Origin of the sequence: Companilactobacillus farciminis KCTC 3681 = DSM 20184 (assembly GCF_002706745.1) — a bacterium.
Classification (GTDB): Bacteria; Bacillota; Bacilli; order Lactobacillales; family Lactobacillaceae; genus Companilactobacillus; species Companilactobacillus farciminis.
Genome location: NZ_CP017702.1, coordinates 1,344,276 through 1,364,254 on the forward strand (window position 1 = coordinate 1,344,276; position 19,979 = coordinate 1,364,254).

Annotated in this window: 16 protein-coding genes; 10 read left to right on the forward strand and 6 right to left on the reverse strand. The window is 35.9% G+C overall.

Annotation, left to right across the window (positions count from 1 at the left end; genetic code table 11):
* The first annotated feature begins 7 nt into the window (after positions 1–7).
* The 5 genes from LF20184_RS06615 (at position 8) to LF20184_RS06635 (ending at position 4,334) form a co-directional block, all read left to right on the forward strand.
* Positions 8–697, forward strand: a complete 690-nt coding sequence (locus LF20184_RS06615; protein WP_010019755.1) for a tRNA (adenine(22)-N(1))-methyltransferase — start codon at positions 8–10, stop codon at positions 695–697.
* Positions 697–1,488 (forward strand): Nif3-like dinuclear metal center hexameric protein, encoded by a 792-nt coding sequence (locus tag LF20184_RS06620; protein WP_056945121.1) that lies wholly within the window; start codon positions 697–699, stop codon positions 1,486–1,488. Before LF20184_RS06615 ends, LF20184_RS06620 begins: the two co-directional genes overlap by 1 nt.
* A 13-nt stretch (positions 1,489–1,501) precedes the next feature.
* Entirely contained in the window at positions 1,502–2,743 is a 1,242-nt protein-coding gene (gene pepT / locus LF20184_RS06625) for a peptidase T (RefSeq protein WP_010019758.1), read from the forward strand.
* An 80-nt stretch (positions 2,744–2,823) separates the two neighbouring features.
* A complete protein-coding gene (locus tag LF20184_RS06630; protein ID WP_010019760.1) occupies positions 2,824–3,012 on the forward strand; it encodes a 2-hydroxymuconate tautomerase in 189 nt (62 codons plus the stop codon).
* 140 nt (positions 3,013–3,152) lie between these two features.
* Positions 3,153–4,334 (forward strand): DUF2075 domain-containing protein, encoded by a 1,182-nt coding sequence (locus LF20184_RS06635; protein ID WP_010019761.1) that lies wholly within the window; start codon positions 3,153–3,155, stop codon positions 4,332–4,334.
* 131 nt (positions 4,335–4,465) lie between these two features.
* Here the strand turns inward: LF20184_RS06635 and LF20184_RS06640 are convergent, their stop codons facing one another.
* Positions 4,466–4,651 (reverse strand): LBP_cg2779 family protein, encoded by a 186-nt coding sequence (locus tag LF20184_RS06640; RefSeq protein WP_010019762.1) that lies wholly within the window; start codon positions 4,649–4,651, stop codon positions 4,466–4,468.
* Positions 4,652–4,682: 31 nt separating this feature from the next.
* Positions 4,683–5,348 (reverse strand): signal peptidase I, encoded by a 666-nt coding sequence (gene lepB / locus LF20184_RS06645; protein WP_010019763.1) that lies wholly within the window; start codon positions 5,346–5,348, stop codon positions 4,683–4,685.
* A gap of 199 nt (positions 5,349–5,547) precedes the next feature.
* On the opposite strand from lepB, the gene LF20184_RS06650 reads away from it, so the two are divergent.
* The 3 genes from LF20184_RS06650 to LF20184_RS06660 all read left to right on the forward strand — a co-directional run bounded on the left by LF20184_RS06650 (position 5,548) and on the right by LF20184_RS06660 (position 8,733).
* On the forward strand, positions 5,548–6,309 hold the full coding sequence (locus LF20184_RS06650; protein ID WP_010019764.1) for a hypothetical protein: 762 nt from the start codon (positions 5,548–5,550) through the stop codon (positions 6,307–6,309).
* A 94-nt stretch (positions 6,310–6,403) separates the two neighbouring features.
* Entirely contained in the window at positions 6,404–7,378 is a 975-nt protein-coding gene (locus LF20184_RS06655; RefSeq protein WP_010019765.1) for a hypothetical protein, read from the forward strand.
* A 2-nt stretch (positions 7,379–7,380) separates the two neighbouring features.
* On the forward strand, positions 7,381–8,733 hold the full coding sequence (locus LF20184_RS06660) for an RsmB/NOP family class I SAM-dependent RNA methyltransferase (RefSeq protein WP_056945122.1): 1,353 nt from the start codon (positions 7,381–7,383) through the stop codon (positions 8,731–8,733).
* On the opposite strand, the gene fni is transcribed toward LF20184_RS06660, so the two are convergent.
* Genes fni through mvk form a run of 4 tightly spaced genes read right to left on the reverse strand, consistent with a single transcriptional unit; the run spans position 8,730 to position 12,781 of the window.
* On the reverse strand, positions 8,730–9,776 hold the full coding sequence (gene fni / locus LF20184_RS06665; protein WP_010019769.1) for a type 2 isopentenyl-diphosphate Delta-isomerase: 1,047 nt from the start codon (positions 9,774–9,776) through the stop codon (positions 8,730–8,732). The two genes, LF20184_RS06660 and fni, sit on opposite strands and share 4 nt — an antisense overlap.
* Positions 9,769–10,848 (reverse strand): phosphomevalonate kinase, encoded by a 1,080-nt coding sequence (locus LF20184_RS06670; RefSeq protein ID WP_099240471.1) that lies wholly within the window; start codon positions 10,846–10,848, stop codon positions 9,769–9,771. Before LF20184_RS06670 ends, fni begins: the two co-directional genes overlap by 8 nt.
* A gap of 24 nt (positions 10,849–10,872) precedes the next feature.
* A complete protein-coding gene (mvaD, locus tag LF20184_RS06675) occupies positions 10,873–11,838 on the reverse strand; it encodes a diphosphomevalonate decarboxylase (RefSeq protein WP_010019774.1) in 966 nt (321 codons plus the stop codon).
* The gene (gene mvk, locus LF20184_RS06680; RefSeq protein ID WP_029606514.1) at positions 11,831–12,781 is read right to left on the reverse strand and encodes a mevalonate kinase; all 951 of its coding nucleotides are present in this window, start codon (positions 12,779–12,781) and stop codon (positions 11,831–11,833) included. The genes mvaD and mvk overlap by 8 nt, the downstream gene beginning before the upstream one ends.
* A 102-nt stretch (positions 12,782–12,883) precedes the next feature.
* On the opposite strand from mvk, the gene LF20184_RS06685 reads away from it, so the two are divergent.
* Both LF20184_RS06685 and addA read left to right on the forward strand, forming a co-directional pair.
* The gene (locus tag LF20184_RS06685; protein ID WP_056945124.1) at positions 12,884–16,378 is read left to right on the forward strand and encodes a PD-(D/E)XK nuclease family protein; all 3,495 of its coding nucleotides are present in this window, start codon (positions 12,884–12,886) and stop codon (positions 16,376–16,378) included.
* Complete coding sequence (gene addA / locus LF20184_RS06690) at positions 16,371–19,979, forward strand: helicase-exonuclease AddAB subunit AddA (RefSeq protein WP_010019779.1); 3,609 nt, start codon at positions 16,371–16,373, stop codon at positions 19,977–19,979. The genes LF20184_RS06685 and addA overlap by 8 nt, the downstream gene beginning before the upstream one ends.

The window sequence follows — 19,979 nt, forward strand, 5'->3', positions numbered from 1 at the left end:
GGTTAAAGTGACTTTACTTTCAAAGAGATTACAAGCCGTTTACCAAATGGTTGATAAAAATACTAGAGTAGCCGATATTGGCTCTGATCACGCATACTTACCAGTTGAATTGCTGGAAACTAATATTGCTAGCTTTGCAATTGCTGGCGAAGTGGCCAAAGGTCCCATGTCTCGTTCTAAAGCAGATGTGGAAAAATTTGGCTTGAGTGAAAAGATCGATGTCCGTTTGGGTGACGGTTTAGCTGTCATTAATGAAGATGACAAAGTAGATACCGTAGTAATTGCCGGCATGGGTGGTATCTTGATCAAAGATATCTTGAGCCGTGCCACAGAAGAACAATTATCCAATGTAAAAACCCTGATTTTACAACCTAATATTGGTGAACCGCTTGTACGTCACTGGTTAGCTGATAATAATTTTAAAATCGTTGATGAAGATATCGTTGCCGAAGAACATCATGTTTATGAAATTATTAAAGCTCAGAAAGTGAACGAACCGGTTAATTTAACTGAAGCACAATATTTAATGGGGCCAGTGTTGATGCAAAAGAAGACCCCAACTTTTATAGCTAAATGGGAACATAAATTGAACAGTTTTAAAAAAGCAGTAGCCAATATGCATAATGCCAAAGTCATCGATCAAGAAAAGATTGCGGCAATGAACCAAGATATTAAATATATTGAGGAGATACTATAATGGTTAAAGTTCAAGATGTTATCGAAAGAATTGAAGAATTTGCTCCATTGTCAATCAAGATGGAAGGCGACCCTACTGGTTTTCAACTAGGTGATAGAAAACAAGAAATTCACCGAGTTATGACCACTCTGGATGTTCGTCCTAATGTAGTCCAAGAAGCAATCGATAAAAAGGTTGATTTGATTGTGGCTCACCATCCGGTAATGTTTCATGCTGCTCATAATTTAGATTTGGCTTCACCACAAAATAAGATGTATCGCGATCTATTGGCTAATAATATTTCTGTCTATGCTAGTCATACTAATTTGGACAAAGCTCACGATGGAATGAACGATTGGTTGATGGAAGAATTAGGCTTAGAAAACGTTCGTTTCTTAGACGAAAATGATGATTATTCAATCGGTCGTATGGGAGAATTAAAAGAGCCCATGGCTTTGGTTGATTTTGCTCAAAAGGTTCGTGACGATTTCAACATTAAGAACTTGCGTTATGTAAAATCTGACTTGGGACAACCAGTTCAAAAAGTAGCTGTGATCGGTGGTGATGCTGGAAAATTCTATCCAGAAGTATTAAAAGCTGGTGCTGATACTTTTATTACTGGGGATGTTTATTACCACACAGCTCACGATATGATGGCTAATGGTTTGAATGTGATCGATCCAGGACATCATATTGAAGCAATCTTTATAAAAAAAATGGCTAATATTTTAAATGATTGGAAAAGGACTAATAAAATCGATTTGGATATAGTACAATCAGAAGTAGATACAGAACCATATAATTTTTTATAGGGAGCGTATAAAAATGGCAATAAAGTATGAAAAATTGATTCCTCGTTTTTTGGAATATGTAAAGCAAAATACTCGTTCTGACGAATATTCAAACACTGTTCCTTCAACTGAAAGACAGACTGAGTTTTTGAAGAGATTAGCTGAAGAGTTAATGGAAATCGGAATGAAGGATGTTAAGATTCGTAAAGTTGATTCATATTTGACAGCGGAATTGCCTTCCAATCTTGATAAGGATGTTCCAGTTTTGGGATTGATTTCTCACGTTGATACTGCTGATTTTAATTCAGAAAATATCAAACCAAAAATTGTTGAAAACTACGACGGTAAGAGTGTTATCAAACTAGATGAGGCTGGTAAATACACACTTGACCCTACAGTTTTCCCATCATTGAAGAATTATGGTGGTCAAACATTGATCACTACTAGTGGTGACACTTTGTTGGGTTCAGATGACAAGTCTGGTGTTGCTGAAATCATTACTACAATGGAATACTTGATCAATCATCCAGAAATCAAGCACGGTAAGATCAAGATTGGTTTAGGACCTGATGAAGAAATTGGTACTGGTGCCAAGAAATTTGATGTTAAAGACTTCGGTGCTGACTTTGCTTACACAGTTGATGGTGGTCCAGTTGGACAACTTGAATTTGAAACATTCTCAGCTGCTGGCTTGAAAGTTCATATCACTGGTAAAGATGTTCACCCATCCGGCGCTAAGGGAATCATGGTCAACTCAATGTTGATTGCTAACGAATTCCAAAGCATGTTGCCAGCTGATGAAGTTCCAGAAAAGACTGAAGGACGTGAAGGTTTCTTCTTGCTTTGTGATGAACAAGGAACAATCGATCACACTGATATGTCTTACATTATTCGTGACTTTGAGCGTGATGGTCTAGAGAGTCGTAAGAATAAAGTTACCGAAATCGTTAAGAAGTTAAACGACAAGTACGGTGCTGATACTGTCAAGATCGATATGGCCGATCAATATTACAACATGTACGAAATCATGAAAGACCATATGGATGTAGTTAAGATTGCTGAACAAGCTATGAAGAATCTTGGTATTGAACCTGACGAAGCTCCAGTTCGTGGTGGTACTGATGGTTCAACAATTTCCTTCATGGGCTTGCCAACGCCTAATCTCTTTGCTGGTGGCGAGAATATGCACGGACGTTTTGAATATGTGGCTGAAGAGTCCATGGAAAAAGCTTGTGATGTAATTCTTGAAATCATCAAATTGAATAACGAAAAATAATGATTTAATTAATACCTAGGACTTTGGTCTTAGGTATTTTTTGTTATAATTAAGTATCAAAAGTTAAGGGAGAAATAACTATGCCATTAGTACATATCGATTTAATTGCTGGCCGTTCAGAAGAACAATTAAGAGGAATGGTCAAAGATGTTACAGAAGCTATTGTAAAGAATACAGGTGCTCCTGCTGAACACGTTCACGTTGTTTTAAATGAAATGGAAAAAGAACATTACGCTGTTGGTGGCGTTTTGAAGAGCGACGAAAAATAAATTTGGTACTCTCAAGAGATTGGGAGTATTTTTTTGAATTAAAGTAGGTTTTGTACAACTTGTTTTAATTTATCTTATGTAACCTTGACGCACTTTTTTGACTAGTTCAAAATGGACAAGTCATTAATGGAAGGTGAATCATGTTAGAATCTGTTTTTCCCAATAAAGAATTAACTCAAGAACAACAATCTGTTTTCAATCAAATCATGGAATTTAGTCAAAATAACTTACAATGCGGCAAAAAAGGTGTATTTCAATTAAATGGTGATGCTGGTACTGGCAAAAGCGTTATTTTAACGAAGCTATTTTTAGAAATTGAAAAGAAACATCAAACTAATAACTACTTCTTGGTAAATCATCCGGAATTGTTGAAGGTTTATCAAGCCAATGCTGGTCAATTTAAAGCCTTGCGTAAGAACCGTTTTGTGCGACCAACTAGTTTTATCAATACGATGCATAAAAAGCAGCAAACGGCTGATATAGTCGTTATTGACGAAGCACATTTGTTGTTGAGTGAAAGTGACAACTACAATAATTTTCGTCAAAAAAATCAGCTAGAAGAAATCATTAAATTGAGTAAAATCGTAATTCTAGTTTACGATCAACGCCAAGTTTTGAAATTAAAGAGTTATTGGTCACAGTCGCTGTTAGATCGAATTGTATCTGAACAAGAGGTTCAATTTGGGCATGCTACTTTGAAAACACAAATGCGAATGCAAGCACCTGAAAAGGTGGTCAATTGGATTGATAATTTAACAACCAATAATAAATTATTGTCTCTGGAAGATAATAATGATTATTTAACTATGAATACTGAATACGATTTTCGCGTTTATGATGATGCTCAAAAGATGTATCAAGAACTAAAAAAGAAAAATAATGAGCTAGGGGAGTGTCGAATCGTTGCTACAGCTGACTATCCTTCGACCTTGGATGGCAAGAAACATTTTGTCAATGAAGGAGAATTTCATTTACCTTGGGATCAATATAATTACGATCAAACAACGTGGGCTCAAAAACCAGAAACAATCAATGAAATAGGATCGATGTATACCGTACAAGGCTTTGATTTACAGTATGTGGCAGTTATTATTGGACCGACAGTTACTTATGCGGGTAATAGTAAAATCGAGGTAGATCCGAAAAAATACGAGGATCGTGAAGCGTTTAAAAATCGTCATGACCATGATTTAGAGAGCCTTGATCAAATCAAGCGAGAATTGATTCTGAATTCTATCAATATTTTATTAAAACGAGGCATCAAGGGTTGTTTTATTTACTTTCACGATGCTGAAATTTTTGAAAATTTAAAAAACCAATAGTTGATATTGGCTTTTTTTATAACTTTTTAGTAATAATAAATGTTTTACGAAAACATAACACCAAAAAAACACCAAAACAAAAAAGCAACCATCATACGACAGTCGCTCAACAGGGTAAACTGCAAATATTGCTATTGATGTAGTTTAATGTATTCTTTAACAGTTTTGAGTTCATCCGCAGTAGGTTCGTAATCGCCTGACTTCAAATTGTGAACTCGTTCGACTGATAGATGACTTTCAAAAGCAAATTGTGTATCAGTCATATCTTTATCTTTTTCGTACTGAATAATCATTTCAGCAATATTTGGTTTATCCATAAAAATACCTCCAATAATTTATAACTCTGATTTAAAAGACTGTCCATCTAGTTAAAGGCCAATAACGCCATTTGACTTCACCAATAACACTCTTCTTATCGATGAATCCAATAATACGACTATCCTTAGAAACGGTTCGGTGATCTCCCATTACGAAGTACGTACCAGCTGGAACTTTATTAGTCTTCTTAACTTTGTTTAGGTAAGAGCTGCTGTAACGTTGTTGCCATTCAGGGGAGTTCTTAGCTAAGTAGCTTAGTGTGAAATTATAGGTATAACTGTAAGGCTTGCCTGCATAAAGACTAGTATCTGGTTCTTTGACCTTCTTACCAGCGTCGAGGAAGTCCTCCTTATATAGTTTACCATTAATATAGATTTTATTATTCTTAGAAACGACTGTGTCTCCAGGTAAACCAATGATTCTCTTGATATAGAAAGTATTTGCTTCATCAGGGGCTTTCAAAACAATCACATCACCACGTGAAAGTTTGGAATGTCTAGTAGCGATTACCTTATCTCCATTTTCAAAGGTCGGTTGCATGGAAGGACCAGAGACCCTATCATTTGAGAGGACAAACTTGAAACCCAAGAAGAAGACAGCATAGATAGCAATCGTCAGCGCGATAGTTTGCAGCCAAAACTTCCAACCGCTTTCTTCGTCTTTTTGGGATTGCCGTCTTTTATTATTTTCTGCCATATTTCACCTCGTACATGTACTACTTAAGATATTACACTTTTTCCAAATTATTGGAAATATTTGTCTTGTTTTCGTCAATAAAATTTAATTTAATTTGCATTAAAGTGTAAAGAGTAATACATCTCAATTACTTTAAGTTTACCGCTTTTTTTAGTAATATAGTCACAATTAAGTCGCAAATTATTCTGGGGGACACAAGATGAATTACATAGACGGACTAAGACAAGATACAGCACAATTGCCAAATGGCATGGTTTTTAATGCCAGGATCAAATTTATGGAACGTATCTGTCTAGCTTTATTAGATAAAAAATTGCCACGTTATCATTTTCCACAATTACAGTTGTCTGAAGATGAGATCAAAGCATACATGGAAAATAATATTCAACTAGATGAGATTGAGTATCAAGCTATGTCAGCTCATCTAGAAGAATTTGACCACGATTTGGGTGAGTTTAGAACATACTTGCAGACTCGTTTTGGTTATTGGGCTACTATTACACAAGATTTTGTAGAACAATTCCCTGAACTATTTCCGAATCAAGTATTCTTGGAATTGATGGCTGGAAACGGTTATCTATCAAAAGGCTTACGTGACTTAGGAGTGAAATCATACTGTACTGACGATCTGAGCTGGGCTAAGCATGATCAGACTGGTAATCAACGAGTCACCGAGGTTGAATCATTGGACGCTTTGGCGGCTTTGGAAAAATATGGTACGAACGTTGACACAGTTTTGTTGGCTTGGAGTCCTGATCGAGAAGATATCGACTATCGAGTTTTACAGAAAGTTCGCGAATTAGGCGTAAATTTCTTAGTTATTGGTGAAAAGTATGGAGCTACCAATAGTAAAGAGTTTTGGGATAATGCCAAATTGGTCGATGATCCACGAATCGATGAATTGAATAAATATTATTCCAGATATGATTTGGTACATGACCAAGTTTACTTAGTTAAATAATCAAACACGGGTTGGAGCAAAATTGTTCCAGCCTTGTTTGGTTCTTTAGTGTAAAATAAGATACCAGTAAGATTAATTATTTAGGTGGTTTTGTATGAAAAAAATAATCTCAAGTATTGTTATTTTTTTGATAGTACTTTTAACTGGAGTGGCTATTTCTAAGAGCGATTCTATAAAGTACAATAATACGATGAATCGACTTGGTATGAGTGACGATGCTTTAGTCTTAAAAACTAAATCAAAGAAGAATTTGGTAACGGCTGTTTCTGAATTATCAAAAAAGAAGACGTCGAGTTATCAAATGATCTTCTTTGAAAAAAGCAATAGTGATGTTGGTTATATTTATGGCCATAACAAATTTAATAAACTTCCTTTGACGAGTGGACGTTATTTTTCAAAAGAAGATTTTACTTCTCAAATACCATTTGCTGTTCAAGGCAAGTCTTCTGAGATTGAAGCTTATAAACCTCAGAGTCAAGCTTACATCAAAGTTGATAATCACTATATTTCAGTAATTGGTAATACTGGTTTTGATGGGGCCGATATCTTGAATTCACAAACATTGATTTCTCTATCTCCCAATCAAGCCAAGTCCAAATACCATTTGAATCAAGTTACAACAGTTATTGATGGCAACGCTTTGTCCAACAAAGAGAGTCTATCGAAAATCAAAAAAGTTCTACATGTTAGGTCGACGCATAAGTATGTCCCACAAACGGATGACTTTACTAATGTTGATGCTAACAACAATGGAGAGCTTTACATGGTTGGGATTGTCTTGCTGTTCTTCTTGATCGTAGCAGTTGATTTTTATATTTTGGTACCGTTGAAATTCGATCTAGCAAGATCTCATTTGACAGGTGACCTGAAAAATAATTATCGGAATGGTTTGATGATTAGATATTTACTCTATACGTTAGTTCCATATGCATTAGCCTTTACAGCTGTTCATTGGAAAATCGTTATCATCAGTCACAACACATTCAATTTATTCATGGCCGTCTCAGTCTTAATTACAATTCTGATAGGTTTGTCACAAATATTCTTTACTAAACGGAGTGATCAGTAACAATGAAAGTCGATTTAAGCAATGACTTTAAAGAAAAATATCGTAATTTAATGGGGGAACGAGCTGAAAAGTTATTTTCTGCTATTCAAGAAGATAGTCAAGATGCCTTTCGTTTAAATCCCTTAAAAGCCAATTATAAAAATGTAGCCTACCCTTTAGATGAGCCAATTGAATACAGTCCCATTGGTTACTACGGCAATATTGATGGTAATTCGATCGACCATATTTCTGGATATGTTTACAGTCAAGAACCTAGTGCCATGTATGTAACAGAAATCCTAGATCCTGCCAAAGATGACAAAATTTTGGATCTGTGTGCAGCCCCTGGTAGTAAAACAACCTATATAGCTTCAAAAATGGCCTCTCAAGGACTTTTAGTAAGCAATGAGATTAATTCCAAACGTGCTAAAGTATTGTCCTCTAACATTGAAAGAATGGGAATTACTAATACTGTTGTAACTAACAATTCACCCAAGGATTTTGAAAAGAAATTTGATAACTTCTTCGATAAAATTTTGGTCGATGCACCTTGTTCTGGTGAGGGCATGTTTAGAAAAGATCCTGAATCAACTCAATATTGGTCATTAGATTACGTGGAGCAATGCGCAAACCGTCAACAACATATTTTAGATTCAACGTACAAATTGTTAGATAACGGCGGTACTTTGGTTTACTCAACTTGTACTTTTTCTCCCGAAGAAAATGAACAAAATATCGACTGGTTCTTGAAGAAATATCCTGATATGCATTTAGTTGAAGTTAAAAAGTATGCTGGTATGGAAGATGGTCGTCCAGAGTGGGGCAATAATAATCCAGAACTAAAAAAAGCTCTACGTATGTTCCCAGATCAATTCAACGGCGAAGGTCATTTCATGTGCAAGATGGTCAAAGATGGTGAAAAATCAGAAATAAAGGAACGTCAGATCAACACTGGCTTGAAAAAAGACGATTTAAAATTTGTAAGTAAATTTGCCAAAGCTAATTTGAATGGTTTGTCAGAGAGCAATTGGTTAAAAATTAGCGATTTCTTGTATCAAGCTGCTAGTTTAGACAGTCGCTTTAAGGGATTGCACATTTTGCGTAATGGTTTAAAACTTGGCGAATTCAAAAAAAATAGATTTGAGCCTGACATCGCATGGATGTTAGCACTCAAACCTAGTGAATTAAAAACTGTTTTTGAATTAGACCAAGAACAATATGAGAAGTATTTGCATGGTGAATCCGTTATTTTAAGTCAACGCCCAGACTTTGACAACAAGTGGATTGGTCTTTCATTTGAAGGTAAGCTGTTCAGTTGGGGACGTTACAGTAATCAGCAAATAAAAAACGTCTATCCAAAAGGATTAAGACGTTAAAAGTCAATATGACGTTGTTTCATATAATTAGTTAAGTTCCCGTCAAAAATGATGGGGGCTTTTTTGATGTCTTCAATTGATTTAGCGCCGATAGCAGCCATAATCAATTTCAGTTGTTTAATAAATTCCGTAAAGAAGATTTCCGTTTCGCCTAATGAATACTTTTGCAAGTGATGCAAGACAAGTCCAGACATACCAACGCTTGTAGCACCCATTCTTAAAGCTTTGATGACATCCATTGGCGTTCTGATGCCGCCAGAAGCAAGGATGGTCAAATTATTTTGATAACTTCTCGATTCCAAGAGTGACTCGACAGTTGAAAGTGAGAAACGGTCTAAATAAGTTAAGTCCAGTTCGTGGTTACGTTCACTTTCGATTTGGGCAAAATCAGTACCTCCGAATCCGGAGATATCGACATTTTTGACGCCAATGTTGAATAACTGAGCTAGATTTTCTTGAGATATACCGAAACCGACTTCTTTAACGATTACAGGAACCGTGACGTTATCGACGATCTCCTTGATGTGATCCATCCAGAGAAATTCTTGGTCGCCTTCCGGCATCGCTAGTTCTTGCAAAGCATTCAAATGAATCTGCAATGCATCGGCTTTTAAAAGATCAATTGCTGTTTGAGCTTGCTTGGCATTGACCTTGGCAGAAACGTTAGCAATAACAAAGCCGTTGGGATTGTGTTCTCTTAGGGTAGTAAATGAACTCTTTGTTTCTTCTGGCAAGCGCAGGTATACGCCCATTGATCCACTAGAAACGGGGATATTCAATTTAGCTGCTAGTCGCGACAATTCCGTATTGAACTTGCTAGAAGGTCTAGAACCACCAGTGATGGCATTGAAGTAGATTGGCAAGGACATCTTTTTGCCTAAGAAGTCAGTTGTTAAATCAATGTCATTTACGCGTAATTCGGGCAGGGCATTATGAAGAAGACGAACCCTGTCGAAATCGGCAAAGGATTCGTCTGTAAAAAATTTTTCAGCTAAGAAAAGATGTTCAACTTTACGTTGCATTTGTGCATCTTGTTTAGGCATGAGCAATTGTGTCTCCAATTTTTAAAGTCAGTGGGGTAATCCCAACTTGTTGCCATTCTTTCTTTAATTCATCTACATCAAGATTCATATCGCTTAAGACGATTCCACAATCGCCACCACCAGCACCGGAAGTTTTGGCAGAACCACCGAGTTTTTCGGCAATGTCACAAAGTTTAGTCAATAGTTCTGTTTCAATGTGAACGTCGCTGAATTCAGCCAGGTCAGCTAATAAATTACGATATTTACTAAAAGTTTCTTTGATGAGATTGGAATTGTTTGTTTTAAAGCCATCGATTAATTTTTCAACATTTTGACGGCTAGCGTGAAGAAAGTTTTGATACTTTTCGACTTTTTGCGCTTTAGTCAAAGCGATTCGATCAACTAAAATTGATGTAGAAGCAGGAGAACCTGTCCAACCAACTGTTAGTTCTAAATTATCAGGTAAATCTAAACTTTGGATTTTTAATTCTGGCCAATCGAGTGACAAAATTTCAGTGATACTGTGATTTCTTACCATATTGAAGATCCAGTTACGATCAGGTGAATAGTAGGCAACGATGCCACCAAAAGCACTAGCCGCAATATCGCCTAAGCTACCATTACCTTGAACTGATAGATGAGAAATTGCTGAAATCTTGTAAATATCCATTGCTGACAATCCTAGATGATAAAAATCACCTAAAGTTTTAACGACGGCAACAGTTACAGCAGCAGAAGATCCCAAACCGAATTTCTTACCATCGGCGGAATCTAACTCACTAGTTACTAATAGGTCATAATAGCTTAATTTAGTTCCACGCTCTAAAGCGTATCTTTCAACGAATTTGATAGCAGCCAAGATGTATTGCAATTGGCTTTCAGAATCATCAAAAACTAATTCTGTACCTTGACGATTCCAGTGAATCAATTCTTTGTTGAGATTTTTTGATTGGATTGTTCCACCATTTTTAGCTTTGTTGATGGTAACAGTCACGTACTTATTAACGGAAGTCAAAACTGCGGGAAATCCCGTTTCAACGACCGCATACTCCCCAGCTAAATATAGTTTTCCAGGTGCTTTTCCTGTAGACAAAAATATCATACCTTTCAATTTTTATCAGATGTATTCAATTCCGTGACCAATATTGGCAACGACAGTCGTTACATTTGATAGTTGTTGTTCGATGTATGTTTGAACCTTTTGAATTGATTCTTTCGTACATATTATTTTAACATTTGGACCAGCATCAATTGTAGCATACGCAAAAATTCCTTTGTGCCTAATTTCCTGAATTAATTGAAATATCCGAATTGTTTCTGGTGCAAAATAAGTGAACGAAGGATTAGCAGACAAGGTCAAAGCATGCATACTCATTGCATTGTGCTCGGAAATCTCTCCGATTTTTTGTAAATCCTTTTGAGCAATTGCTTGCTTAATTTCTTTTATCTCTGAAGACACAAGTGTAACCCAATTTGAATAAAAAGGGGAGCTTTTTACACTATTTTTCATGCCGACAGTTGAAGAAACCTTCTTACTATGTTGATTGATCACAACCGATAGTAAGGTTAAGTCAATTTCTGGTGTTTCGTCAATAGGCACGGCAAAAGAAGACAGATTATCATAACCGGCTATCCATTCCACAAAGCCACCATAAATTGAGCGACTTGCAGAACCTGAGCCGTTTCTAGCTAAAATTGAAAGTTGTTTTCGGTCGAGGTCCAGTTGCTTAGTTTCATTGATTGCACCGGCCAAAGCAGCGAAACCGGAAGCAGATGAAGCAAAACCAGCTGAAGTAGGGACGTGGTTGACCGTCGTGATTTGAAAATGGTCATCGAATGAATACATTTGTCTAACGGTATCTAAATAATTACGGATTCGTTGGCTTTTGGTATCGTTCAGAACTTCATTATTTAATGAAATGATATCTCGATCATTATCGATGACTTCAGCGAGCGTATCAGTATAAAATCGATCCAAAGTTAATGACAAACTATTCGTATAGGGAAGTTTGTATTGTTTATTTTTTTTGCCCCAATATTTAATCAAAGCAATATTTGTATAAGCACGGGCTGTTTTAGTCAATGTCTGAATCCTCCGCATAAATTGATAGTGGTTGAATCCAAGTTTGTTCGGCACCATTTTTAACTAGTGCTTTTTGAATCATCTGAGCACTAGTTAGGTTGCGGGCTAGGCAAATAATGCAACCGCCACGACCGCCACCAGTGATTTTACTGCCTAGTGAACCGGCGTGGTTCGCTGCATCAATCAATTTGTCAGTTTTGGGGATGGCTAGATTCAATTTAGTTAAGATTTCATTAGCTAAGGAGAAGACCAAACCTAATTGTTTCAAATTGCCCTGGTTCAAATACTCGTTGGCATCGGTAGCATAGTCGCCTAATTGTTTTAAGTAAGCACCGATAACTTTAGTATTTTCATCGTACATTTTTTTGACGTCGGCAACGGTTTCTTTGGTTTTACCTTTAACGCCTGAATCAGCAATGACAATGAAGCCTTCTGAATTGAAGGTAAAAGCTGTTGGAGCTTGATCTTTACTGAATTTAATTGGATATTCAGAGCTTACTGTCAAAGCATCCAAACCACTAGCTTTACCATGAGTGACAGTTTCTGACTTATTGACGTAGTTTAATAGTGTCTGATGATCAATCTCTTGGTCAAAGAAGTCAAAAAAGGCTCTGGTAATGGCACAAGCGATGGCAGCTGAAGAACCCATTCCACGTTCGATAGGTAAACCACTGTCGATACTGATCGTGTAATTGACGTGATCAGTGTTCATTTTTTTATCTAATAGACCAATTAAGTATTTAACTCCAGCTAAAGAATCTGGAATTTGGTCAATCTTTCCAGCATAGTACTTGGAGATCAAAGAATTGTTCTCACTCTGTTTTATTTTTACGATCACAGGTGTACTTAACAATGGGATAGCAAATGCAGGGTAGCCATAAACTACCGCATGTTCCCCCATAATTATTGTTTTTCCGTGACTTTTTCCTATTCCTTTAAGCACATGCTCACCTCAGTTTCTCTAAGTATTTATTTTATACATCTATTGTTACGATTTCCACTTTATGACGGTTAACTATGATAAAATTTTTGCGGGTGAATAAATATGACATTAAATTTTGTATTAGGTAAGAACCAATTTGACCATCATCAAAAAATGATGGAATTATTTAATGAAGATTTTCAAAGAGATCCACAGGGACAGTTTTTTTTCTTAGTTCCCAATCACATAAAATTCGAATCTGAAGTCAATATCCTCAAATCATTCGGCAATGATGACGATGAATTGATAGCTACAAATAATGTCCAAACCTTTTCTTTCTCACGTCTGGCTTGGTACTTTTTGCGTGACAGTGGTGAGTATAACCTAGAAAGCTTAACGCAAACTAAAGCCGCCATGTTGTTGAAAGAAATTGTTCAGACGCACAAAAAAGATTTGAAGATTTTTTCAGGAATGATTGATAAACCTGGATTTTTAGATCAAATGATTTCTCAATTCAATGAATTCATGAACGGACAAGTTCAGCCAGAAGATATTGAGTTAGTTTTGAATGACAATGGACAAGACGTTTTCGCTGATAAAATCCAAGAATTAAACTTAATTTATACAGCTTATTTGGAACAAATCCAAAATTACAATACTAATGATTTTCAATTGAATGCTTTGGCCGACTTTTTGAATACGAAAATAAAAACTAGCCACTATCATTTTTATATTGAAGGCTTTTCATCATTTACCGCTACAGAATCAAATTTGGTGAAGTCATTGATGATCAATAGTGGCAACCTCGATGTGTCATTGGTTTTGGAGAAGTCGAATACGAATGACCCAGCTGACTTTTACTATCGCGCTAACTCGACCTATCGACAATTGACAGACTTTGCTAAGCAACAACAAATCGCTGTCAAAGATTATTTTGCTCAAACAACTAGGATTAGTTCGGACTTGGCAAAATTGGAAGACTATTGGATTCAATCCAGTGGCGTGGGGAATATAAAAGCTTCGATTTTTGATGATAAGCGTTCAGTGCAAATTTGGAGATGTACGGACAAGCAGACTGAAATTTCAGCCGTTAGTTCATATATTCGTCAAATGGTGGCTCGTCAAGGTTATCGATACAATGACTTCTTGATTTTGACACGTAACTTATCGGAATATGGTTCCTTTATCGAATCATTTATGGAAAATAATGAAGTTCCTTATTTTATCGATTTGCAAAAGAAAATGGCTAATCATCCCTTCAAACGCTTGGTTGACCTCTTATTTGCCGTCTACAACAAAGGGATGCAAGAAGACGACGTTATTAGTTTATTGAGAACTGAATTATTGATTCCTGATGAATTTAAGGATGATTTATCGGCTTTTCGACAGGCTCTAGATTTGACTGAAAATTATGCCTTGGCTAACGGTACCACAAAGAAAAATTGGTTGGGAGCAGCCTTTAAGCCAGACGTACAGTTAGATCCAAAAGTCGATGCTGAAAGAATTCATGAATATCAATTAATTAATGTCATTAAAAGTTTTATAAAATCAATTTATCAGCAATTAGATAAATTCTTAGATCAAAAATTATCTTCAGTTGAGAGTGCCACAGCCTTGTACGCTTTCTTGACGAACAACCACGTTTTTGAAGTCTTATTAACTTGGCAACAACAGGCAACTGAAGAACAAAATCTAACATTGGCTAATCAACCAGAACAAATCGTCAACTTATTCAATCAAATTTTAGACGAGTACGTAACTGTATTTGGCGAAAAAGAATTTGAATCAACAGATTTTATCAGTATTTTGGATGCGGCGTTTGAAAATGCTACTTATTCGCAAATCCCTTCGACACTCGATGCTGTAAGCATTTCTGAAATTGGAATGATCCAACCTAACAATCGCAAGATTACTTTCATCTTAGGTTCAACCACTGCCAATATGCCTGGGGCAACGGTCTCTAATAATCTAGTAACTGACGATGAACGTGGCTTTTTGAATAATAATTTGACCGATGGTAAGTATTTAAAAGAGTCAGACGAAGTGATCAATAATGCCGAACCATTCTTGCATGATATTACTTTCACTGCCAGCTCGCAGCGTTTGATATTTACGTATCCTAATTTGATTGAGGATAATAAAAAACAAGAATTATCCAGTTATGTCAAAAGAATCAAAGACCATTTCAATTTAGAGATTGAAGATAAACTGCTTAATCCAGCTACAGATGATTTGGAAGACAACCATATCTTGCAATACATCGGCTCAAAAGCTTCAACTTTGAATTATTTGATTAGAATTTCACGCAGTGCTTTAGATAAAAATGCTAGTTTACCGGACGCTTGGCAATACGTTCGTAAGCAGTTGTTGAATCGTGATGAAGAGACATCTGAATTTGCCTTGAGCTCATTGAATTATCAAAATAAGCCTGTTAACTTAACACCAGAAACAGTCAATGCTTTGTATGGCAAGAATATCAATGTTTCGATTTCACAGTTAGAAACATTTTATAAAAATGAGTATGAATACTTTTTAAAATACGGATTACGTCTGTATCCACGTCAGCTATTCGAAATAACGCCAGCTCAAACTGGTTCAGTTTTTCATGCAGTCCTAGACAGCTTAGTAAAATATCTTACTCAACATAATCAAAGATTAGTCGATTTCAATGATCAAGAGATAACTGACTTGATTGCTGACTTATTTGAAGAGCAGACTAGTTTGCCAGAGAACAAGATTTTTAAGTCTTCATCTCGAATGCTTTATATTTCTGACAAATTGCAAAATACCTTAGTTCAATTAGTTAAGAACATGAAGCAGCAGTATCAACGTAATGGCTTTAATCCTAAGCGTTCTGAAGTTACCTTTGGTCGAATCAACAATCAACAAGACTTGCCGGGGCTTTCTTATGACTTGTCAGATGGTCACAAGATCAATGTTCGTGGAAAGATCGATCGAATCGATGAAATGATTTTGCCAGAACAAGCATTGGCTTATTTGACAATTGTTGACTACAAGTCGAGTGACAAGGATTTCAATTTCCCACAATTTCTAAGTGGAATTACGATGCAGATGCCTACTTATATCCAGAGCTTGAACAATAATTTGGAACTATTTAAAGTTGATGATTCCGACGTAAAAGTTGGTGGTGCGCTATACGAACACATTAGTAATCCATTTATCCCTTTGAGCAAAAAACAAGTGCCACTTGCTGAACAAATTTTGGCTCAATTCAAACTTCAAGGAATTTTGTTAAATGACGAGGAGCTGTTGGATAACTTTGATACTGAAGCTAGAACTTCTAAAAATGTCAGATCATCCAGATCTCCAGTAGTTAGTTTTGGCAAAGACAATGTGATTTCCGATGATGATCTCTTTAAAATTCTTAATTACAATCGTCGTTTGATCAAACAAGCCGGAGAAAAGATTTATTCCGGAAAATTGAGTCTCAATCCGTATCGCTACAAAAAGGTTACCGATTTACAATACAGCGACTTTCGTCCTATTTTTGAATTCGATGCAATGTTACCGGAAAATGAATATCACGATATCATCAATTACAACAAAAAAGATGTGCTAGAAAAAATCGGAGAAATTTTGGAGGAAGACAATGCCTGAGTGGACAGAAGATCAGAAAAAAGCAATTGAACATCGCGGACATGATATCTTAGTTTCAGCTGCGGCTGGTTCAGGGAAGACAACTATCTTAATTGAACGAATCTTACGCGAACTGAAGAGCGATGAAGATGTTGATAACTTATTAGTTGCAACTTTTACAGAAGCTGCCGCTCAAGAAATGAAGGATCGTCTATTAAAAGCTTTGAAAGAAGCTGTTAATCAAACTGATAATGCTGATGAAAAAAGACGTCTTCAAAAACAAATTTTTCGCATTCCGATGGCTAATATCAGTACCTTGCACGCATTTTGCTTGAGTGTGATCAAGAAGTTTTATTATGTAATTGATTTAGATCCTAATTTTCGACTTTTGAGTGACGATACTGAGAAATCAATTATCCAAGAGCAAGCTTATGATAATGTTCGTAACAAGTACTACAGCAAAGAAGATATAGACTTCATCAAACTAACTAACAATTTCACTAATGATAAAACTGACGATGGTCTAAAGGACATTGTTTTCAAACTGTACGACTTTGCCATTACGACTAGCGATACGAAGGCTTATTTAGATGATTTGAGTAAGACTTATCAATTCGTAAATTCATTTAGTCAAACTGAATTTTATCGAGAAGAATTCTTGCCACAAATCAAGTCACGCCTAGATGAACTTCTATTGACAGTCAAACACGGTTTAGATTTAGCATCTGACGATGATTTAGCACAAACTTACCTAGATGTCTTTAAGGAAGCCGAAGAAAGACTCCAAAAAGTCAATTCAGAATTGTCACAGTACAATTACGATCAGTTGCAGGACATCTTTTATAACTTTAAATTTAAAAACAAAAAGCAACGTGTTACTAAGGCTGAAAAAGAGGGCAAAGATCTCTCGTTAATGAATGAAACCGGAGAGGTTAAGAAAACTCTAGACGATCAATTAAAGAGTCTGGTGACTGATTACTTCTTGAAGTCAGAAACTGGTGTCAACGAAGCTTTAAAGGTTGCCCAAAGTTTAGTTCAAAAATTAGTTGAAGTTGAATATAGCTTTATTAATGAGTTTCAAAAACTTAAGACTAATAGTCACGTTTTAGACTTCAATGATTTAGAACACCGCGCCGTTGATATTTTAGAAGGTGAAGTCGATGGTCGAAAGATTGCTCAAGAATATTATCAAAACAAGTTCCATGAGTTAATGATCGATGAGTATCAAGATGTCAATGCCATGCAAGATAAGATTATCGACTTATTGTCGTGTGAAAATAATCATCGTTTCATGGTAGGGGACATCAAGCAGTCAATTTACGGCTTTAGACAAGCAGCACCTAGATTGTTTACCGAAAAATATGAAGCCTTCCAAAGAGATGACAATGACGATGAATTGATCCAATTGTCAATGAATTTCCGTTCCTCAAAGGCCGTCGATGATTTCGTTAATAATATCTTTACGAAAATTTTTGATAAAAAGATTGGTGACATCGATTACGATGAGAAATCTAAGTTGATTACCGGAACTAACTTCCCAGAGGTCGTTGATACAACTAATGAATTTGACGTTTATGTCGGCGATGAAGATGAAGAAGTAACTAAGCGCCAGACTTTGATCAGTGCAGCTGCCAAAAAAATTCAAGCTTTGATTGATCAAGGCTTTGAAATTTATGACAGCAAAATGAAAGCCGACTCAGAAGAGAAAAAGATTCGTCCATTGAAATATTCAGATATCGCTATTTTGTCGCGAGTTAGAGATAGCAATACTGATATTATTTCTTATTTTTCAAAGGTAAATATTCCCGTCATGGTCAAGGATGCCCAAAATTATTTCCAGACGACTGAATTGCAAATTATGATGTCAATGTTGAAGTTGGTTGATAATCCATATGAAGACATCCCTTTGGTTGCCGTCTTACATTCACCAATTGTTGGATTGAATGAAGAAGAATTGGCCAAAATCCGCTTAGTCGATAAACGAAATATTTACTTTACAGCTTTGAATGAATATGTGGCTTCTGAAAACGCTGAAGAACATCTCAAGAACAAAATCAGTTCGTTTTTAGTCCAATTGGATAATTATCGTGACTTTGCTAACAAAAATAGCATTGCTCGTTTAATTTGGAAGATTTATCAAGAGACTGGTATTTTGGAATACGTTTCAGGGATGCCTGGTGGAAAGCAACGTGCTGCCAATCTTCATGCCTTGTACCAACGTGCCAATGCTTATGAAGAAAATAATTATAAAGGTTTGCATCAATTCATTAACTTTATCGAACGAATGCAAAAATTAGACAAAGATCTTTCGCAACCAAATAGTATTGAAGCTAATGATGATACGGTCAAAGTTATGACAGTTCACGGTTCTAAGGGATTGGAATTTCCAATCGTAATTTATTTGGATATGGACAAGAAGTTCAATATGATGGATGTCAATTCCGACACTGTCTTTGACGCTCAAAAAGGAATCGGAATTACTGTGGCTGATAATGAAACTAGACTCAAGTATCGGACCATCCCTCGAGGAATTATCAGTTATCAAAAGAAAATCGCTACTGTTTCCGAAGAAATGCGTTTATTGTACGTAGCGTTAACTAGAGCAAAGCAAAAATTGATCATGCTTGGTTTTACTAAAGATTCAGATAAACTATTAAAAACTTGGAATAATGTTTCGATGACTAATGGTTTAGTGAATGAATCAATTAGAATGAAAGCTAATAGTTTTCAAAACTTCGTTGGTATCAGTACATTACAAGATGCTAAGGCACCAGAGTATTATGATGAAGCGAGTCATTTGCAATTTAAACTGATAGAAGCCAAAACTGAAGATGCAAAAGCTCCTAAGAATCAAAAAATCAAATTGTTACCTAAAGAACCTAGTCAATTGTTCAAAGATGCAGTTGCCGATATTTTGGATTTAGATTATCAATATCAAGAATCAGTTGAAACGACGGCCTATCAGTCAGTTTCTGAAATCAAAGGTTTGTTTGAAGACCCTGATAGCAAAAACATGGCTGAAATGCTACCGGAAAAGTCACGCTATAACTTAGGCTCATTTGCTCAACCGGAATTTTTGACTAAGACTAAAAAAGTCACTAACGCTGAAGTCGGAAGTGCAACTCACTTAGTTCTTCAAAAAATCAATATAGAGAAGACTCCAGAAATTGCCGATTTTGAAGAATTAATAACTCAAATGACCAATGAAAAATTATTGACGCCAGAATTGGCTAAAAAAATCGACTGTGCTAGTTTGGCCAAATTTTATCAAAGCGACTTAGGTCAAGAAATTGTTGCTAATCATCAAAATGTTAGTCGAGAATTCCCTTGCTCAATTCTGATGCCAGCCAAAAGATTGTTTAAAGATACCGCAAAAGATTATTCTGTTAACGATAAAATCTTAGTTCATGGTATTATTGATGGAGTGATTGAATTAGATGAAGGCGTAATTATTTTTGACTATAAAACTGATCATGTTACTAGTCAAAATGAGGATGAACTTGTTAAGAAATATTCAGGACAAGTTAATTTATACGCAAAAGCGATTGAAGCAATCAAGAAAAAGCCCGTTTTGGGCAAATATCTTTATTTCTTGAAGAAAGACCGAGCAGTTAAACTTTAA